The organism is Paenibacillus sp. FSL R7-0273 (genome assembly GCF_000758625.1).
Classification (GTDB): domain Bacteria; phylum Bacillota; class Bacilli; order Paenibacillales; family Paenibacillaceae; genus Paenibacillus_AQ.
This window is the reverse complement of the sequence record NZ_CP009283.1, coordinates 5,693,325-5,713,041: the sequence shown is the minus strand read 5'-3', so window position 1 is coordinate 5,713,041 and position 19,717 is coordinate 5,693,325. Positions and strand designations below refer to the sequence as shown.

Genomic DNA, 19,717 nt, shown 5'->3' with positions numbered 1-19,717 from the left:
GAGATAAAAGGGGGACGTTTCATGAAAAAAAGAACGGTACTGCATCTATGTATCCTGCTGCTTCCGTGTGTTCTGCTGGCCGGCTGCGGTTCAGGCAGCTCTGGTGACGTTGCCGGCGACTCTGCTGCCAGCTCAAAGATGAACTACAGTGAACGTGCAGCGTCAGCCGCGAAGCTGGATGCCCGGCTTGCCAGGCAGAGCAATGAGCTTGGCCTGCGGCTGCTTAGCAAGCTGAGGGAGCAGGGCAGGGCTGAAGGCAATCTGACAATTTCACCCTACAGTATTTCAGCTGCGCTGGCGCTTGCTTACAACGGCAGCAGCGGTGAGACGGCAGCGGAGCTTGGCGGGCTGCTGGGCTATGCTCCCGGGGAGCTGGAGCAGCTGAATGCCGGCAACAAGGCATTGCTGCCGCTGCTGAACAATGCCGGACCCGGCATTCAGCTAGAGCTGGCCAATTCGGTGTGGGTAGAGAACGGCATAAGGCTGCACAAGCATTATCTGAAAGCAGCCGAAACCAGCTATGGGGCGCAGGTTCGCACAACAGACCTGTCTGCGGAGAAGACTGTAGTCAAGGTGAACCAGTGGGTTGCAGACCATACGGCGGGCAAAATAGACAGGATGCTTGAACAGCCGCCCGGAGGCAATACGGTGGCGCTGCTGGTCAACGCCTTGTATTTTAAAGGAGCCTGGCAAGAGAAGTTTCCTGTAGAGCGCTCTGAGCCTGCGGAATTCCACTCGGGGAATAATACCCCGGCAGAAGTGATGATGATGAAGCAAACCGGCAACTTTGCTTATGCAGAGACTAAGGACTGGCAGGCTGTACGTCTGCCTTACGGGGAAGGTCAGATGGAAATGCTGGTCATTCTGCCGTCTGAGGATTGGTCTGTAGATGAGGTGCTTCAGGGCGGGTTGCCTGCCGGAGACCAGTTCGCGGAGAGGTTCGGAACCGTCGGCCTTCCGCGATTCACTGCCGAATATGGCGCTGATCTGAAGGAGGCTGTACAGGCACTGGGTGTTAAGATTCCTTTTGACCCGGCCCAGGCCGATTTTTCGGCGCTTGCAGATGTGGATATGCCCATTTTCATCGGCTCGATTATTCATAAGACGTATATCGAGGTGAATGAAGCCGGAACAGAAGCCGCTGCCTCAACGCTCGTTGCAATGGATGCCGGAGCGGCTCCCACTGCGGACTTACCCTTTGAGCTGACTGCCGACCGGCCTTTTATCTTCATTATCGAGGACAGGCAGACCGGATTATGGCTGTTCCTGGGAACAATCGGGAAGCCGCTTCCGGCGGAATAGCCTTATGTGAGTGGCGCAGAGGGGGGATACGGTATGCTCTTCAGATTAAGTGGAAATTCGGCAGTTAATTCTCTGTTCACCACCGTTGCCGGAACATTAGTTGGAAAATAGGCAGTTAATTTCACGGAAATCAGCTTCAGAGCAGAAATAGACCGAAATAGATGTCTTTTTTCCAGCTAATCGGCGTAAATGCCGGGATTTATAGAAATTAGGTAACTAAAATCCAACTAAACGGATCCGGGCAGGCTCGTCGCGTGGCTCATTAGCAAGTGAAGCAAACTTTTTCCGCCAGAGGCGCATAATCCCTCCCTCCGCAGGCCACAATAGCCAAAAAAGCAGAATGAAGGGATTACAGTGAACGCTTTTCGCTTGAAAAAACAACTGTGGCGGCGGTGGAGACGGTGGAAGAATGCCCCTTGGGTTGGAGCGGCCTGTATTGTATTATCGGTGCTTGCCTGGCGGGGGATGCAGGTTCCGGAAGAGCTAAGCAGACTGCTCAGCACGAACGAATGGAATATGCCGGCGGAAGCAAGCACATTCTATGATCCGCTGCAGAACGGAGATCAGGACAGCAGTGTGGCGGCACTGGCAGCTGTCCGGCAGAATGCCGGTGACACCGGGGAAGACGGCGGCCTGAAGCCCCGGCGTGCCAAGCTGCTGGAGACAGTAAGTGCCGAGGGGATCAGCCGGATTGTTCATCTGAAGACAGTCTACGTCACCGGTGAGGAGATCCAGACGTTGTCCGGCCTGAAAACTCCCGGGCAGCTAAAGGGACTGATTGAGGACCGCCCCGGCTGGAGCGGATGGATCAGCGCTGAGGGCGATCTGTGGCTGGAGAAGCGGGTAAATGACCTGTCACCGCTGACCAAGCAGAATGCCTACATCGGAGTCGATGAAGAGGGCAATTTGAGCCTGTTCAAGGGCCGGCCGGAGGGGGAAGAGGTGCTGAAGACCTTTTTTCAGATGGATATGGGCTCGATGAAATCCTCACTTCCCGAAGAGGTGTGGAAGCAGCTGCATGACGGCATACGTGTGCAGGATATCGAGGAATACAACAGTGTGCTCTCGACCTTCAGTGACTATGCGCGGGATTCGGCTGAACAGGTTATGCAGGCAGAATAGATTTCATATTAACGGCTATGCGTCCGGCAACGGGCAGCATGGCCGTTTTTTTTGATTTATAAGCTCCGGTTTCCCGTTGGCTGCCTGCTTTCTGGTGTTGTCTAATGCGAATTATTTCGCAGATATTATCTAAAACGTGCCTGTTATGACATAAAAGTATATCCGTACGCTCCGATGCTAAACTTTGATTATAGGAAACAAGCAGCAGATGCTACCAGGGCAGTCTTTTCATAAGCAGCCGCTATAAAACATTTAGGAGGTACAGCAATGCGGACTATTTTTTCTGGCATGGCTTTAGGCTTCAGTTATAACAAAAAGGAACCGGTGCTGGACGGTCTGAGCATCTCTATTACAGACAAACAAATTTACGGGCTGCTGGGTCCCAACGGGGCAGGCAAATCAACCTTGACCAAAGTAATGCTTGGGCTGGAAAAACCTCAAAGGGGTAAGATGCATTGGTTCAACGAGTACCCGAACCAAAGCACGAAGAGGCGGGTGGGCTATGTGCCGCAGGATCTGGCGCTGATCTATGATCTGTCGGCCTATGAGAATGTGGAATTCTTCGGCAAGCTCTACAACCTCAAGGGTGAAAAGCTGAAGAAGCAGGTGCGCTATGCTCTGGAGTTTGTAGGCCTGTGGGACGAGCGTAAGCAAAAGCCCAAGAAATTCTCGGGCGGGATGAAGCGGCGGCTGAATATTGCCTGCGGGATTGTACACAATCCCGATGTCATCATCCTCGATGAGCCGACCGTAGGGGTTGACCCCCAGTCGCGCAACCGGATTCTGGATGCCATTCTGGAGCTGAACCAGCTGGGCACAACCATCATATACATCTCCCATTATATGGAGGAGATCGAAAAAATCTGCTCGCATGTCGGGATTATTGACAATGGCACGCTGCTCTGTGAAGGCAGATTAAGCGACATTCTGGAGGCTTATACGGACCAGGCCATTCTGAAGCTGGAGCTTCAGCAGAAGAGCTCCGCTTACACCGCACGGCTGGCGGATTACACAGTAATGGCTATAGAGGATAACAAAATTGAGCTGGCGGTTCCGAAGAACGACGCCGGTGTAATCAGCGAAATCAAGGAAAGGTTCGGCGATGAGCTCAAGAGCTTCCAGTACATCTCGCCAAATCTCGAACAGGTGTTTTTCAAACTGACTAAGAAGAATTTGAGGGATTAGCCATGTGGACGATCTATCTAACGAACATGAAGCGGAAGATTAAAAGTCCTGTCGTCTTTGTCAATTACATCCTGCTGCCGCTGCTGCTGATTGTGATTCTGGGCAACGCCTTATCGGCCATGTTCCAGCCGGAAGCCAAGGAGACAGCCGCGGCGGTCAATATCACACAGACCCGTACGGTCGTGGTTAATGAGGACAGCGGCCAGTTCGGAAAGGATATCCTAGCCTTTTTGACAAGCGCTGAGAACCGGGAGCTGTATGACGTCACCGTTGCTGCAAGTGCAGAGGAGGCACGTAAAGCCCTGGAGGCTGATAAATATGACCAGTTCATTTATCTGCCTGCCGGCCTGACCGAAGGCGTCACAGCAAACCGGGAAAGTACGGTTACGGTTTACGGCAAGGATCAGAACATCGATAAGGTGAATATCACAGCGTTGACCCTCTCCACCTTCGGCGACGGGTACCAGGCTATGGGCGTATCCGGACGTGACAATCAGCCGCCTGTCTATCAGCATGCCTACAGCAATCTGCTGACGGCAGGCGGTGCAGCCGGAGAGAAGGGTGATGCAGGCAGGATGTCGGGACTGAGCTATTACGGCGTGACGATGCTGGTTCTAATCCTCTTTTACGGGCTGGCCAATACGATGAATTTCATTCAGGAAGAATACAATGAAGCGCTGGGTGACCGCTATCTGATCTCACCGGTATCCAAAATGTCGCTGGTAGTAAGCCAATGGCTGACCGGCTGCTCGATCTCCATTCTTCAGGGGCTGGTTATTGTAGCCTGTGCCAAGCTGTTCTTTAATGTCTCTTACGGCAATAACATTCTGGTCGTCCTGTTCATCATTATAGTCGGCGCCATTTTCTTTAACGCGCTGGGCTTGTTCCTCGGAGTGCTTGGACGGCACATGAAGGCACTGGACAGTATCGTCTCCCTGCTGATTCCCGTAATGACCTTTATAGGCGGCGGCTTTATCAAGCTGGATTTCGGCTCGCTCAGCAGGCTGAGCATTAATGAAGTGTTTCAGCAGCCGCTGTTCAACTATATCCAGCAGGGGGTAATCGACCTGATGCCTGTCTACAATGCACTGGTCCTGTCTCTGGGGTTTGTATTAATCTCTGTCTTTTCATTAGCCCGGAAGGGGGTAAGGTAACATGAGAATCTTTGGACTCTATCTGAAGCGGATAGTAAAAAGAAGGCTGACGCTGATTTTCATGGTGCTGCTGCCCGTTCTGTTCACCTTCATGGTGGTCAAGCAGTATAACGATGCCACCGAGGTAACCTTGGCCATGTATGTACCGGACCACGCAATTGATTCTTATGTCTCCGCCATGCTGGAGAAGCAGGATGTAACCCTGACTCATGCAAAGGATGCAGACAGCGCCATCCAGGCAAGCACGAATCTGGGAATTGTCGTTACCAGTACAGCCGGTGAGCTCTTTGCCAATCCGGAGGCGGTACAGATCGAGAGCTATGCCAAGGAGGTTAATTTCAACTCCAAATCACTTGAAGTCAAGCTAAACAGCATCTTCTCCTCACTGCAGACGCTGGCGAATAATGCACCTGATGCCGGAGCCTTTCAGGAGAGCATGAAGCTGATGGCGGATTCACCGGCGCCAGTCACAATTGAGCCAAGTATTCTGGGCAATCCGAATGCGGCGGTTCTGACCGGCACGTTTAACATGATTGTGTTCATCATGCTCTTCCTGACCATGACCAACACCCTGGTGTTCCTGGGTGACAAGGTTCATTCCACGACTGAACGGGTGCTGCTGACGGCTAAAAACAAGCTCAGCTACTATCTACAGACGGTCAGCGTATTCGCAGCGATCGGCGTTGTCCAGTTCCTGCTTATGATTGCACTGATGAGCGGAGCCTTCGGAATTGATCTTGGGCTGTCTGCATTCCATCTGCTGCTGCTGGTGCTGGCTTACGGTCTGCTTAATGTCATTGCTGCAGGCATCGGCCTGCTGCTGGTCAGCCGCACAACGAAACAGTCCACCGGACGGCTGCTGGTTACCGTGGTTTCCCTGCCGCTGGCGATGCTTGGCGGTACGCTCTGGCCCAGCTCAATCATGCCGGAAGGCATGCAGCGCTTCGCCCAGATTCTGCCGACCCGGTGGATTACGGAGCTGAACACAGAATTGTTCAGCGGGTTCACGGGGAGCAGCGGTGCGGTAACGGTTCATTTTGTCAGCCTGCTGGGCTGTGCGGCGGTCATTTTCCTGCTGCTCACCCGGGTAAAGACTCAGGATATCTAGTGCAGGCACCGGGCGAGGTGAAAGGAGGAAAAGCGCTTTATGCTTAAAGATCCCCAGGACGGCACACGGTATTATGAGCTGGAGCCTTTGCAGCAGAAGATATTATACGCCGAAAAGAATGATAAGGATTACGGTCTCTATTTCACCGTTACTTATGATAACCGGTGGAGCAGGGATGAAATAGACCAGGCGGTCAGACAGGTAATGAACGCGGCTGAGGCCTTCAGCGGCAGAATCATCAGACAGGGCCCGAAGTACATATTTGCCGTGGACAGCGCCTTCAAGGATTACCGGAGCAGCGTACCGCTTAACGGCCGGAGAATGGCGGTCTTCGAGGGCGGTCTCCTGGCTGCTTACTATCTGCAGGAGGATGAATGCAGTATCGAATTTCTGATGCATCATCTGATTATGGATGCAGATTCCCTCTATCTGTTCCTGGACTGTCTGGAGCAGGTACTGGTGAACAAGAGCTCCCCTGTGCTTGATGAGGGCAGCTATTTCCGGACGCCGGCCGGCCTGAGCAAGGCATTGCCGGGTACGGACGGGTATGCCGACAGGATCAGGCAGTATCTGCGCCCGGATCAGACTGGCGGACTGTACACCGAGACTGTATACGGCCGCGGCCGGCTGGCGGACAGGGCTTACAGCGCAGCGGTATCTTTGTCAGACAAGCTGAGCATCACCCGGTTCGGTGTCATCCTGCTTGCACTGGCGTTGCTCTCACCGCAGCGGAGGAACCTGATCGGAGTTGCGGTGTCCCGCAGGGATCAAATGCAGCAGGCCGCTGTTATCGGGAACTTCACGGATATTGTGCCGCTTCTTCTGCAAATAGAAGCGGGCACAAGCTATGAAGGCAATGCCCGCAGCCTGTTCAAGGAGCTGTTCCAGGCCATCAGCGGCTCTGCCCTGCTGTCTTATGAGGAATATATGGAGCTCCTCGGGTACCACGGGTATGACTATGTAGTGTCTTATACCGGAATGCCGGAGCTGGAGCAGAGATCGGCCATATTCTCCCGGCTTACGATGGGCGGCTATCTCTACAAGTGCAATAACCATCTTCAGTTCAATGAATACAGCCATCATCTTGAATATGAATTCTGCTGCGGCCAGCCCTTGATTCAGCACCTGTGTGCCGGGCTTGAGGAAATGCTGCTTCTGCTGGACCGGCTGGACCTGTCGCAGCCTGCCGGTGAGCCGCATGCGCAGGCGGCTGTCATGGAGACTGCAGCGGCGATTCCCCGGCCGGCCGCCTGGCGGAAAGAGAGAACCAGCCACTGGTTTCCCGATATCGGTGAGGATGAGGACCTCCATTCCTCCATCTCTTCGCTGGATATAGCAAAAATGATTACGGATATTTACGAGCATCTGGGCGTACAGCTCAGCTATCAGGATATTTATACTTCAGGAACGCTCCGCGAGCTGAAGCAGCTGATTCTGGAGCGGGTCGGCCATGCCGTCCTCCCGCAGTGGGATGCTGTGGAGCCGGACGAATACGAATGCCCGAACTTTATGAAGGTGCTGTTTATCGACAGCTTCCGCCTGGCGGATACCAACATGTACAGTGTCAAATATGCTTACCGCATTTCAGAGCAGGGTGCGGTTGAATTGAATGCGCTGCAGGCCGCCATTGAGCATGTTATTGCCTGCAATGATGTCTTCTTCACGCAATATATTTACGCAGATGGTGAGGTACAGGGGAAGATCGGACGGAAGCGCCATGTTGAAATTGAACATATTACACTCGCTGATGCAGCTCAGCTGCAAGAGCTTAGCGGAGGATTCCGGCAGCAGGGCAGTGGGCGGCTGTGGGATATCAGACTGGTTACACTGCGTTCGACCGGCCAGACCTACCTCTATCTCAATATGCACCCTATGCTGATCGATCAGATCGGTCTCAGCGTTCTGCTCAGCCAGATTGAGGATAGCTTCAACGGCAAGCCTGTGCAATTCGCCCAGTATGCGCAAATCGCAGCCAGCTATAAGGCTGCGGTTGCCGGTGATGTCCAGGGCTGGCAGCCGCTACTCCGTTGTAACGCCTATCCAAGCATGGGCAAGCCGGTGCGGACGAAGGGGAGCTATCATCATTATGAGTTTACCTGTCAGACAGCAGAAGCGCCGTATCCGGAGAAGGAACACAGGCTGCTCTCTTCCCTGACGAGCCGTCTGGCACTGGCTTTCAACCAAACACAGGGATATGTGGGCGCTGTGTACCACGGCAGGGTAATTCCAGGCGCAATCAACGTTGTCCAGTCCTTCGCCCGGGTGCTGCCGGTCTTCTTTGACACTGCGGATGACAATGTCCTGAGGGAGAGCCTTACTGCTGCGCACAGGTATCAGGCAGCCTCGATTTATGATTTGAACGGAGCGGGCTTCACACTGGATGCTCCGGCTATCGTATTACAGACACTGGCCGCGGGCAGCGGTGAAGGCTCATTGTTTGACCAGGTGCTTGAATTCCCCGGCGTGCCGAATTTCCAGCTGCTGCTGAATTTCCAGCTGTCTGCACGGGATTGCCGGATTAGCATGTATATTGATGACCTGGCTTACAGCCCGGAGGAAGAGGCCCGGATTGCCGGGGATGTACAGTCAGCCCTTCAGGAGCTTGCTCAGTTATACAAGCAGAGAAACGGATAACAACAAGAATGTCATGTTTTACGAAGGAAGTGAGGAGGCTTGAGTAAAGAAGATATCGCCATTATAGGTCTGGATCTGTCCATGCCGGGCTGCCGCAATCAGGAGGAGGTATGGCGGTTCTTAAGCGCGGGGCGGGTGTCCAAAGGACGGTTTCCCGGCCGGCGGCTGAAGCAGAGCGGGCTGTCCGGTGACGGGGAGCTTTATATGGAGGGCTCCTATTTCCCGGCCATTGATGAATTTGACCATAAATTTTATCATATTGCCCAGAAAAGTGCGGAGTACATGGACCCGAATCAGCGGCTGACGCTGCTCTCGGCAACGAGGGCGCTGAATGACAGCGGCTGTCTTGAAGCAATCCGGGGAACCAGGACCAGCGTCTACGGCAGTGTCAATACAAACCAGCAATACCAGTATCAACTGCAGCTGCAGGCTCTGGGCCTGACTCCCGATCTGCTGGACCTGCTGAATTCAACTATGGCCAGCCGGATCAATTATATCTTTGATCTGAAGGGACCTGCGGTCATGACAGACACAGGCTCCTCCTCCTCGCTGGTTTCGGTCATACAGGCGGCCGACGAGCTGCGCCGGGGTATTACCGATTATGCGGTGATTGTCAGCTCCAACCTGTATATCAAGCCCGGCGAGAAGGTAGACAAGCTGATTAATATTCTGGCCACCGATGCAGCCACCAAGGCGTTTGACGAACGAAGCACCGGCACCTTCATGGGTGAAGGCGTATGCGCGGTCATTCTCAAAAGACGCGGAGAGGCAGAGCGGGACGGCAACTATATTTACGGGCTGATCAAAGGCTATGCAATGAACAACGACGGGCGTACCGTCAATATGTCCGCTCCCAATCCGCTTGCCCGGGAGAGCCTGATCGAGGAAGCCTGGAGCCCGTTCGCAGAGCAGCTGGACCGGCTGGCCTTCATCGAGTCCCGCGGCAGAGAAACAGGGGCCGGCGACAGCGTCGAGATTGAGAGTCTGCCCCGATTTTTTCTGGAGCACGGCGTGAACAGACAAGCCGTGGCGCTCGTGGACAGCAAGTCAAATTTCGGCCATCTGGACGTGGCTTCCGGACTGTTCTCGCTGATCAAGTCCGTGATGAGCCTGGAGCGTGGTGTTCTGCTGCCGCATCCCGATTTCCGGATCCCTGACAGCGAGGGTGATTTCAAGCCATCGGTATTCTATAGTCCCGTCAAAAACAGTCAGCTCCGCCCTTGTTCGCTTGCCGGCGTCAGCTCCTACGGGATGACGGGAACCAACGCGCATGTTATTCTGGAGGGGTATGAGAATGCAGGAAAGCGGATAGCTGAGCCTCTGGAGATGCAGCTGCGTTCCTACTGGTTCCCGCTGGACCGTAACTCCTTTGCAGTCAGCAATCCCCTCCAGCGGCTGGAAACAGAGCATACACTATGTGTTCAGTTTCCGCTGATTCTGCAGCAGTGCTGGGAGATCAGGGAGCATGTCTTTGGCGGCAGCCATCTGATGGTCAGTACAGCGATTTTTGAGATGCTTGCCCAGGGCCTGCAGGCAACCGGCTATGGGCTGGAAGCGTTCAATATCCGCAATCTGCATATTCTGGCGCCGCTCTCTAGCGGTGAGGAAGCCCTGAAGGTCAACCTTGTTATTGATAAATTGACGCTGCGGGGTACAGTCTCTTACTCCGCAGCGGGAGAGTACCGGAACTGGCTCCAGCTTGAGCTGGTGCCGAAAGCCCTCCAGGCCGAAGGGGCTACTCCTGCCGGGCTGGATCAGGATACCGGGCTGGAGGAGTTTGAGGAGCTTGAGGAGTTTGAAGTGCTTGAAGAGCTTGAAGTCACCAGCCAGGTTGGGGACCTGGAAGGCACAAGTCTGCAGATCCCGGGCAGATGGAAGACTGTGGACAGGCTCTGGGTCAGTGCGGAGCGCGACCGCGCGCTGGTCAAGCTGAAGGCGCCTTCCGGCTATGAGCGTGAATTCGATCTATACAGCTTCTATCCTTCACTTCTGGACCCGGCGTTTAATGCCCTGAACAAGCTTGCAGAGCCCGGCGAGATCCTGTTCCCCTGGCTGTGGAGCGAAATTGATTTCGGCACCGGAGCGTTAATCGGCAGCGAGTTCTACTCCGATCTGAGAATCCGGGAAAAGACTTCGGATAACAAAGGCAATATTATATTAACTTTGGATATTATTTTATATGACAGCTTGGGCAGAGCAGTTATTTCTGTCAGGAACTACAAGGTCAAGAATGCTTTAATAACTCCCGGTGGGGAGCCGAGGGGCGATTACTTCAAGCAGGAGCATTATGTTGAGACTGTATTTAAGGGGCCGGGGGAGCCGCAGCTGACACAGCTGATTATGCAGGGCTCGCTGTAGGAGCTGCTGTTTATGCTTGCGGATTACTCCATTTATGAAACTCTCCGCAATCAGGCAGGTATTGATTTTTCACAGGTACGTGTAAAAAAGGCACATTTAGGACATGCCCCGGCATTTATGCACACAGTTGCTACATTTGAGCGGCCTCCTGTGACTAAATCATTCATCTCTCCAATAATAGCTTAATATTAAGGACAAGAGAGGTGACCAAGATGGAAGCTGAAGAAGCAGTAAAGATGGGATTTACCGAATCGCTGGCCTGCAAAATGGCCGAGAAATTAAACAAGGGGCGTGAGGGAGAATACATTGATTACCTGAAAATGAAGCTTGGCTTTGAAATGCTGCTGATTAATCTGAGTAAACTGGTTCTGGTGTACGGAGCTGCCATCCTGTTCCATCTGCTCTGGCAGACATTATTGATGCACGCAGCCTACTACACTATCCGCAAAACAGCCTTTGGGCTCCATGCAAACAGCAGCTTGATGTGCAGCATATCAAGTACTGCCATATTCATAGGCATACCGTATTTATGCGAACAGTACATAAGGTTTAACAACATACAGATAGGAATCATTGGTTTACTGGCTACCTTGCTGCTTTACCGTTATGCACCGGCGGATACAGATAAATTTCCGCTGCTGGGCAAAGAAAGAAGAGAAAAGCTAAGAAAAGCTACAACAAGGGCCAGTGTGCTGATTGTGCTAACCGCCCTGGTAATTCCAAGCCCCACTGTCAAGGCTTTGCTGCTGTCGGGAATTCTGCTTCAAGTGATAATGATTCTCCCAATAACCTATAAACTATTGAAAAGGAGCTATAATAATTATGAAAACTATGACGCAAAGAATGTTTAACGAGGTAAAAGAAGGAATGTCCAGAACAGTGAGAAGTGCAGCAATCAAGAGCGGTGACATTGCGATGGAAACCTGCTGCTCGTATTTGTTCCATGAGCCTAAAATTCCAATGGAGCTGCTCAAAGCTTCTGCTGAAAAATAAGCCTATATACATAAAGTGTAGAATGAATAGATAGGCTTACACCCGCAAGGCTCCTCCCAGGTAAGGGGGGGCTTTTCGGGTTATTCAGCTTTACTAGTTTATATTGTATGAATTACAATGATTGCATAGGGTTAAAGTACCAATCTTGTATAAAATTAAGAGGTGGATGATACAGAGGAGGATCGTAACTTTGAGGGATTTGCTAACTATCGGAGCTCAGATGCTTACACTAAATCTAAGTATTTATATTTTAAATCAGCGGAGATTTAAGTTTACATTCAGTCTTGCAATGTTCGTCATCTCTTTTGCTGTCGTATATCCGCTGTATTACATGATTGGTGTTGCCAGCATTGCTGTTATTCTTCTGCTGTGTATCGCAATGAGTTACTGGAAATCAAGGGGAATTGTTTTTAGTGTTATCATTCCGATTCTGGCGATTATCATTTCTGTAATCAGTGATTACATAACCAGCAGCATCTTTATTTATTTCTCCAGCTCATCTCTTGATGAGATTACAAGCGGAGGCCTCAAATTTGTCTACTACCCTACTTATTTTGTTATAGCCATTATTATGGCCTACGCCGCACGCTTTTTGTTCACAAAATTCCAGGCATTTGATCTTCTAATCCGCAGATACGGGATTTTGTTCGCTGTTCTCTGTGTCATTACAGTAGTGATTTTTTATGCCAACATCCTGATCGGGAAGCAGCAGGGCTTCACCAATGCGAATATTCAGGCGAACAGCCTGCTGTTTGCATTTTATTTTATCCTCCTGATCGGTGTGTTCCTTGTGCTTACACGAAGTGTAATGAAAGAGGCAGCGATGCAGAGCAAGCAGGAGCAGTATGAACGGCTGCAGGAGTACACGGATAATCTTGAAATGATGTATGCCGACATGCAGAAATTCCGCCATGATTATATCAACATCCTGCTGTCGATGTCAGAATACATAAGATCAAAGGATATGGAGGGGCTGAGCACCTATTTTGACAACAAGATCCTTCCGATCAGCCAGGGGATGCAGAATAACAACTATAAGCTGGGTACGCTGCAAAATGTTAAGGTCCAGGAGCTGAAGGGCATTCTGTCCTCGAAGCTGATTCGTGCCCAGGAGCTTCATATCAATGCTGTTGTAGAGGCAGTTGAGCCGATTGAAGCCATCAACATGGATTCCGTCAAGCTCTGCCGGTGTCTGGGTATTATCCTCGATAATGCCATTGAGGAAGCGGTCAAATGCGAAGCCTCCAACCTGCGGGTTGCGCTGGTTAAACGTTCCGGAGGTCTGCTGATTGCCGTAGCGAACAGCTGCCAGCCGAACGGTCCCGAGCTGCACCAGATTTTTGAAAAAGGGTTCTCCACCAAAGGTACGGGCCGGGGGCTAGGGCTGAGCAATCTGAGGGAGATTGTCTCCCAATGCGCCGGTGTTACGCTGGATACATACAGGAAAGAAGGTCAGTTTGTTCAGGAACTTGAAGTGTATTAGCTATAGATTGGAGGAAAATGGATGCTGGAGATATTTGTATGTGAGGATGACCCTGAACAAAGAAAGCGGCTCAACACTTACATAGAGAACTATATTATGATGGAGAACCTGGATATGAAGCTGGTAATCTCCACAGGGCGATCCCAGGATGTTCTTGACTATCTGCAGAATAACCGGGTGACGGGGCTGTACTTTCTGGACGTGGATCTTCAGGAGGAGAAGAGCGGAATTGCACTGGGTGCGGAGATCCGCCAGTATGACAGCCTTGGAGCTATCGTCTTTGTGACCACTCATTCCGAGCTGACCTATTTAACGTTCACCTATAAGGTGGAAGCGATGGATTATATCACGAAGGATAAATTCACTGATATCCGCCAGCGTGTTATTGAATGCATTGATACCGCCAATACCCGTTATCTGCAGAATAAGTACAACAATATTAAGAAATTCCAGACCAAATCCGGCGATAAGCTGATCAGCATTGATTATAATGATATTTTATTCTTTGAAACCTCGCCGCAGCTGCACAAAATCATTCTGCATGCCAAAAACCGCCAGGTCGAGTTCTACGGCAAGCTGAAGGATATTCTGGAGATGGACTCGCGGTTCTACCGCTGTCACAACTCTTTTGTCGTCAATAAGGATAATATTACCGAAGTGGATACGAAGAACCGTGAAATCCGGATGATTAACGGTGAAATCTGTTATGCCTCCAGCCGTTTTCTGGGGGGACTGAAGGATATTATTCCGCACTGATAATAGATTATAGAAAAATAATAGATTATAGAAACTACATTAGTACTACTAAATTAAACTACTAAAAAAGCGGATCAGCAGCGGGAGAGCCCGGGGCATCCGCTTTTTGTCTCTTAATCTGCAGGTACGGCAAATTTTATGCTCCGGCCGGAGGGTTTTTTGTTATAATGGTTTGAAGGAATACATATGTTCGCTTTAAGGGCGGATAATGGACCGTCATGAGGAATATCCTGCCTGTAGCAGAGGAGAGATCGGATTTGCGTATTTTGGGAATTGACCCGGGGCTGGCGATTGTCGGCTTCGGTTTTGTTGATAAGACAGGAAATAAACTGACGCCGGTTCAGTATGGCTCCATTCAGACAGAGGCGCATACGCCGGAGGAAGAGCGGCTTTTGCATGTCTATGAGGGCATGGTCCAGCTCATTGACCGTTATAAGCCGGATATGGTTGCCATAGAGAAGCTGTTTTTTGCCCGGAACGTAACGACAGCGCTCCCGGTGGCGCAGGCCCGCGGTGTGCTGATTCTTGCAGCTGTCCAGAAGGGGCTTCCTGTTTCCGAGTATACGCCAATGATGGTGAAGCAGGCGGTCGTCGGATACGGCAAGGCCGAGAAGAAGCAGGTACAGGAAATGGTGAAGCTGCTATTGAAGCTGTCTGCTGTCCCGAAGCCGGACGATGTGGCCGATGCGCTGGCGGTAGCGGTGTGTCATGCCCATTCCGTGAGTCTAAATTCCAAACTAAATGAGGTATTGCGAAAATGATAGATTTTTTAAGAGGACCGGTTGTTTATCTGGAGTCCGAATATATTGTGCTTGATATACAAGGGGTGGGCTACCGGGTGTTCTGCCCGAATCCTTACGCCTTTGCCAAGACCGAGGGTCCGGTGATGGTCTATATCCACTACCAGACCCGTGAGGATGCCACGCTGCTGTTCGGGTTCCCGACCCGTGAGGAGCAGAAGCTGTTCCGCAAGCTGATTGAGGTGTCCGGCATCGGACCACGGGTGGCGCTCGGCATTCTGACCGGGGGGACGCCGGATCAGCTGATCTCGGCCATCTACCAGGAGAATATCACCTTCCTGATGAAGCTTCCGGGCATCGGCAAAAAGACCGCCCAGCGCATGATCCTCGACCTGCGCGATAAGCTGGACGGACTGAGCTCCGTGCCGATTCAGACGGGGCTGTTCGCGGTAGCAGCTGAAGCTGATGCGAAGGCTGCTGCCCTGCCATGGGAAGAAGCACGGGATGCGCTGAAGGCGCTGGGATATACAGAAGCAGAGCTTGACCGTGTATGGCTGACGATGAAGAAGGAAGGCGCGGACAGCGGAACTGTCGATGTGCTGATGAAGAAGGCGCTGGGGCTACTGTACACTGCCAAGTAAGCGGCTGCTTTGAAGCATGGACACAGTGTTGAAGAACGGAGTGATAAATAATGGATGACCGGATTATATCAGCCAATCTGATGATGGACGAGCAGGCGGCGGAGTTCAGTCTGCGTCCGCGTTATTTAGGCGAGTACATCGGACAGAATCAGGTGAAGGAAAACCTGAAAATATATATTGAAGCAGCCAAGATGCGCAGTGAGGCGCTGGATCATGTACTGCTGTACGGGCCGCCGGGACTCGGCAAAACGACGCTGGCGAATATTATCGCCAACGAGCTCGGCGTAAATCTGCGGACAACCTCCGGACCGGCGATTGAGCGGCCGGGTGATCTGGCCGCCCTGTTGACCAATCTGCAGGAGGGCGACGTACTGTTCATCGACGAGATTCACCGGCTGCACCGTACGGTGGAGGAGGTCATGTATCCGGCGATGGAGGACTTTGCCCTTGATATTATGATCGGCAAAGGGCCAAGCGCCCGTTCCGTACGGCTGGACCTGCCGCCGTTTACGCTGATCGGGGCGACCACCCGCGCCGGTCTTCTGTCTGCACCGCTGCGTGACCGTTTTGGTGTGGTTAGCCGTCTGGAATACTACACCATTGATGAGCTCAGCTTCATTGTCTCGCGCAGTGCCGAAATGCTCGGCATTGAGATTATCGGAGATGCGGCTGAGGCGGTAGCCCTGCGTTCCCGGGGAACACCGCGTATTGCCAACCGCCTGCTGAAGCGGGTCCGCGACTTCGCGCAGGTGCGTGGGGACGGGATTATTACCCCTGAGATTGCGGCCGAATCATTGAAGATGCTGCAGGTTGACCCGCGCGGCCTGGACAGCATTGACCACAAAATGCTGAATGCCATGATCACCTCGTTCCGCGGCGGGCCTGTCGGGCTGGATACAATTGCTGCTACGATAGGTGAAGAGAGTCAGACGATTGAAGATGTGTATGAGCCGTATCTGCTGCAGATCGGCTTTCTGCAGCGTACGCCCAGAGGCAGAATCGTGACACCGGCTGCCTATCATCATTTAGGTCTTCCGCTGCCGCCGCAGCAGAATTAAGGATACGTCCTGAACAGTAAGCCTATAATCTACATTTAACTTCCAAGGGGGATGACATGATGAAGTTTGCCAGGCAGCTAAGCCGGGCGCTGCTTGCGGCAGCGCTGACCGCCGGAAGTTTGCTTGTTCCTGCAGGTGACACTTACGCCGAATCCGCACCGATCAGGGTTGCCCTATACGCCGATATCGGCAGCAAATATAAATCGACTGTCCCGTTCGTTACACTGCAGTCGGCAGAAGCGTTTACGCTGACCTCGGGTAACGAAGCGGCACTGCTGCCTGTACCCGGCAACAGCAGAATCCGCGTAAGCCTCGATCTGTACAAGGTTAAAGTAATGGAGACCTCCTCCTGGCAGACTGCGGCCGATGCCGCAAAGAAGCTGCAATCCACGTCGGATAAGCCGCAGCTGTTCGTGACAACACGCGGCGGGGCCAGTGTATACCAGCTGTATACGGCTCCCTATGCAAGTGAAGCAGCAGCCAAGGACGGGCTTGCCCGCGTTAATAAGGCCGGATTATCCATTCCGGAGGGACAGGCTGCAGCTGTGAAGGGCAACAAGCATCTGCTGGCAGGCGACTTCGCCACTGCACAGGAAGCGGCGGCGGTGCTCGGCAGCATTACGGATGCCGGAATCGATGCCTGGCAGGTGCTGGCATCAGGTGCTGACGGCGGTGCCCGGTACCAGGTATGGGCCGGTGAGGCCGTGAATGACAGTGAGCTGGCTGCCCTGCAGGCACAGGCAGCGGCTGCTCTGCCGCAGCTGTCCTGGGCTGCAGCTGCTGTCAGCACTCCGGGGCTGATTATCCGCACGGATGCCGGTCTGGACTGGACCAGCCAGGGACAGGCCTACCATTATGTCGTCTCCGGCAGCGGAGCGAAATTTACAGCCTCCGGCAACGCCTCAGGCATTCAAATTGCCGAAAGATCCAAGCGGACCTACCGCGGTGATCTGGAACTGAGCGGACTGTCCGGATCACTTGCCGTCATTAATGTGGTTCCGATGGAGCAGTACCTGTATGCTGTAGTCGGCGGTGAAGTCTCCTCGGGCTGGCCAGCCGAAGCGCTAAAAGCCCAGGCGGTAGCTGCACGCAGCTATGCGCGGGCCCAGGGCAACAAATTCGATGTGGCTAACGTAGTAGATACGACTCTTAGCCAGGTTTATAACGGAATCGGTGCCGAGGCGCCTGCAATCACCAAGGCTGTTGATGATACTGCAGCCGAAGTGCTGATCAGCGGCGGCAAGGTGGTCGAGGCGGTCTTCTCCTCCAACAGCGGCGGCAGAACAGCCGACCCTTCCGAGGTATGGAACAATGGCGGTGATCCCTTCGTCAGCGTACCCAGTGCTGAGGATAAAGCGGCAGTCGGATCCGCGAAGCAGTGGTACTATCTGCTGCTGCCCAGCGGCGTTACCGGCTATGCCCGCGAGGACAATATCAAGCTGACCGGAGACAAGAATGCCGCCGGACTCAGCATCGCGACGGCCACAACCAAAGATGTGAATGTCCGTCCGCTGCCGGTGATTGAGAGCAGTGCCAATCCGGTAGGTAAGCTGAATCCGGGCGAGAACGCTGTAGTGCTGGATCAGGTATATGAGAACGGCAGCTACAGCTGGATCAAAGGACCGTATACATCCGCCGAGCTGCTCAAGAGCCTGGCCGGCAAGACCAGTAATTCACTGCCTTCTTCGATTGTCAGCCTGCAGGTCACGCAGCGCGGACCTTCCGGCAGAGCTACACAGGTGAAGGCGAACGGTGAGATTCTGCAGGTGAAATACCCGGATTTGTTCCGTTCCTCGTTCGGCGGATTGCCCAGCACCTTGTTTGATATTGTACCTTCCGGAAGTTATACTGTATTAGGCGCTGACGGCAAAACCGCTACAGTCAGCGGTTCACAGACGGCAGGCGTGCTGTCGGCTTCAGGCAAGGTGTCCGCCAATGCCAGCGGAACAGTTGTCATGGGCGCAGGCACTGCTGCACGTGTCGTAACGGGAACCAGCGGCTTCTATTTTATCGGCTGGGGGAACGGCCATGGTCTCGGCATGTCCCAATGGGGCGTAAAGGGCATGGCGGACAACGGGTATGATTATAAGCAAATATTGCAACACTATTTTAATAACGTTACTATAGTTAAGGAATGAAGACAGAGTATGAACGTAGAAGATTATGACTTTCATTTGCCGGAAGAGCTGATTGCCCAGACTCCGCTGCTTGACCGCAGTGCTTCAAGACTGTTAATGGTGGACAAGGAGAACGGGCAGATCCTGCACCGGCATTTCACAGATATTCTGGAGCAGTTTCAGCCGGGCGATACGCTGGTGCTGAATGACACCCGGGTTATTCCGGCTAGACTTTTCGGGGTCAAGGAGGATACGGGCGCCAAAGCAGAGGTGCTGCTTCTGAAGAGCCTGGGCGAAGACCGCTGGGAAGCGCTGGTCAAGCCGGGCAAGAAGCTGAAGAACGGTGCCGTGATTGTGTTCAGCGATGAGCTCAGGGCTGTTATTGAAGAAGAGGCTGATATGGGCGGACGGACACTCCGCTTCATTTATAAAGGGATTTTTCAGGAAATTCTCGACCGGCTTGGCTCGATGCCGCTGCCTCCTTACATCAAGGAGACACTCGATGACCGTGAACGGTATCAGACGGTGTATGCCCGCCACGAAGGATCGGCGGCTGCCCCGACAGCAGGTCTGCATTTTACGAAAGAGCTGCTGGAGCAGATTGCAGCTAAAGGCGTTAACATCGCCTACATCACCCTTCACGTCGGATTAGGTACTTTCCGTCCTATGTCGGTAGAGAAGGTAGAAGAGCATGTCATGCATGCCGAGTATTATGTGCTGTCCCAGGAGACGGCGGACCTGCTCAATGAAGCTAAGGCAAGAGGCGGGCGGATTATTGCTGTCGGCACCACCTCCTGCCGGACACTTGAAACGGTTGGAAGACAGGCTAACGGCGGACCGCTTACGGCCGGCAGCGGCTGGACGGATATTTTCATTTATCCGGGATATACCTTTACGGTCGTTAACGCACTGATCACAAACTTCCATCTGCCGAAATCTACGCTGGTAATGCTGGTCAGCGCGCTGGCCGGCCGGGAGCATATCCTTGCCGCTTATGAAGAAGCTATCAAGGAGAATTACCGGTTCTTCAGCTTCGGCGATGCAATGTTTATTTATTAAGCAAGAG

The 19,717-nt window shown here is 52.8% G+C and carries 16 protein-coding genes; all 16 read left to right on the top strand.

Features of this window, described 5'->3' with window-relative positions; genetic code table 11:
- The first annotated feature begins 21 nt into the window (after positions 1–21).
- The 16 genes from R70723_RS24575 (at position 22) to queA (ending at position 19,710) form a co-directional block, all read left to right on the top strand.
- A complete protein-coding gene (locus tag R70723_RS24575; protein ID WP_052421455.1) occupies positions 22–1,302 on the top strand; it encodes a serpin family protein in 1,281 nt (426 codons plus the stop codon).
- A gap of 369 nt (positions 1,303–1,671) precedes the next feature.
- On the top strand, positions 1,672–2,424 hold the full coding sequence (locus R70723_RS24570; RefSeq protein WP_144027096.1) for a BofC C-terminal domain-containing protein: 753 nt from the start codon (positions 1,672–1,674) through the stop codon (positions 2,422–2,424).
- A 267-nt stretch (positions 2,425–2,691) separates the two neighbouring features.
- The gene (locus tag R70723_RS24565) at positions 2,692–3,609 is read left to right on the top strand and encodes an ABC transporter ATP-binding protein (RefSeq protein ID WP_039876342.1); all 918 of its coding nucleotides are present in this window, start codon (positions 2,692–2,694) and stop codon (positions 3,607–3,609) included.
- A 2-nt stretch (positions 3,610–3,611) separates the two neighbouring features.
- Positions 3,612–4,763: an ABC transporter permease gene (locus tag R70723_RS24560; protein WP_039876340.1), complete on the top strand. Its 1,152-nt coding sequence runs from the start codon at positions 3,612–3,614 to the stop codon at positions 4,761–4,763.
- Between the two features lies 1 nt (position 4,764).
- Entirely contained in the window at positions 4,765–5,871 is a 1,107-nt protein-coding gene (locus R70723_RS32335; protein WP_052421453.1) for an ABC transporter permease, read from the top strand.
- A 39-nt stretch (positions 5,872–5,910) separates the two neighbouring features.
- Positions 5,911–8,505 carry a condensation domain-containing protein gene (locus R70723_RS24550; RefSeq protein ID WP_039876337.1) on the top strand — a complete coding sequence of 865 codons (2,595 nt, stop codon included), beginning with the start codon at positions 5,911–5,913 and terminating at the stop codon, positions 8,503–8,505.
- A 39-nt stretch (positions 8,506–8,544) separates the two neighbouring features.
- Complete coding sequence (locus tag R70723_RS24545; protein WP_039876335.1) at positions 8,545–10,863, top strand: polyketide synthase family protein; 2,319 nt, start codon at positions 8,545–8,547, stop codon at positions 10,861–10,863.
- Between the two features lie 212 nt (positions 10,864–11,075).
- The gene (locus R70723_RS24540; protein WP_039876332.1) at positions 11,076–11,714 is read left to right on the top strand and encodes an accessory gene regulator B family protein; all 639 of its coding nucleotides are present in this window, start codon (positions 11,076–11,078) and stop codon (positions 11,712–11,714) included.
- A complete protein-coding gene (locus tag R70723_RS33070; protein WP_076418426.1) occupies positions 11,686–11,856 on the top strand; it encodes a cyclic lactone autoinducer peptide in 171 nt (56 codons plus the stop codon). The genes R70723_RS24540 and R70723_RS33070 overlap by 29 nt, the downstream gene beginning before the upstream one ends.
- A 190-nt stretch (positions 11,857–12,046) precedes the next feature.
- On the top strand, positions 12,047–13,339 hold the full coding sequence (locus R70723_RS24535) for a sensor histidine kinase (RefSeq protein WP_231574778.1): 1,293 nt from the start codon (positions 12,047–12,049) through the stop codon (positions 13,337–13,339).
- Positions 13,340–13,360: 21 nt separating this feature from the next.
- Positions 13,361–14,095 (top strand): LytR/AlgR family response regulator transcription factor, encoded by a 735-nt coding sequence (locus tag R70723_RS24530; RefSeq protein ID WP_039876331.1) that lies wholly within the window; start codon positions 13,361–13,363, stop codon positions 14,093–14,095.
- A 257-nt stretch (positions 14,096–14,352) separates the two neighbouring features.
- Complete coding sequence (gene ruvC / locus R70723_RS24525; RefSeq protein WP_039876330.1) at positions 14,353–14,856, top strand: crossover junction endodeoxyribonuclease RuvC; 504 nt, start codon at positions 14,353–14,355, stop codon at positions 14,854–14,856.
- Complete coding sequence (gene ruvA / locus R70723_RS24520; RefSeq protein ID WP_039876329.1) at positions 14,853–15,476, top strand: Holliday junction branch migration protein RuvA; 624 nt, start codon at positions 14,853–14,855, stop codon at positions 15,474–15,476. The genes ruvC and ruvA overlap by 4 nt, the downstream gene beginning before the upstream one ends.
- A 50-nt stretch (positions 15,477–15,526) precedes the next feature.
- Positions 15,527–16,534: a Holliday junction branch migration DNA helicase RuvB gene (ruvB, locus tag R70723_RS24515; RefSeq protein WP_039876328.1), complete on the top strand. Its 1,008-nt coding sequence runs from the start codon at positions 15,527–15,529 to the stop codon at positions 16,532–16,534.
- 56 nt (positions 16,535–16,590) lie between these two features.
- Positions 16,591–18,672, top strand: coding sequence for a SpoIID/LytB domain-containing protein (locus R70723_RS24510; protein ID WP_144027097.1), 2,082 nt, complete (start codon positions 16,591–16,593; stop codon positions 18,670–18,672).
- 9 nt (positions 18,673–18,681) lie between these two features.
- Positions 18,682–19,710 carry a tRNA preQ1(34) S-adenosylmethionine ribosyltransferase-isomerase QueA gene (gene queA, locus R70723_RS24505; RefSeq protein ID WP_039876325.1) on the top strand — a complete coding sequence of 343 codons (1,029 nt, stop codon included), beginning with the start codon at positions 18,682–18,684 and terminating at the stop codon, positions 19,708–19,710.
- The last annotated feature ends 7 nt before the right edge of the window (positions 19,711–19,717 follow it).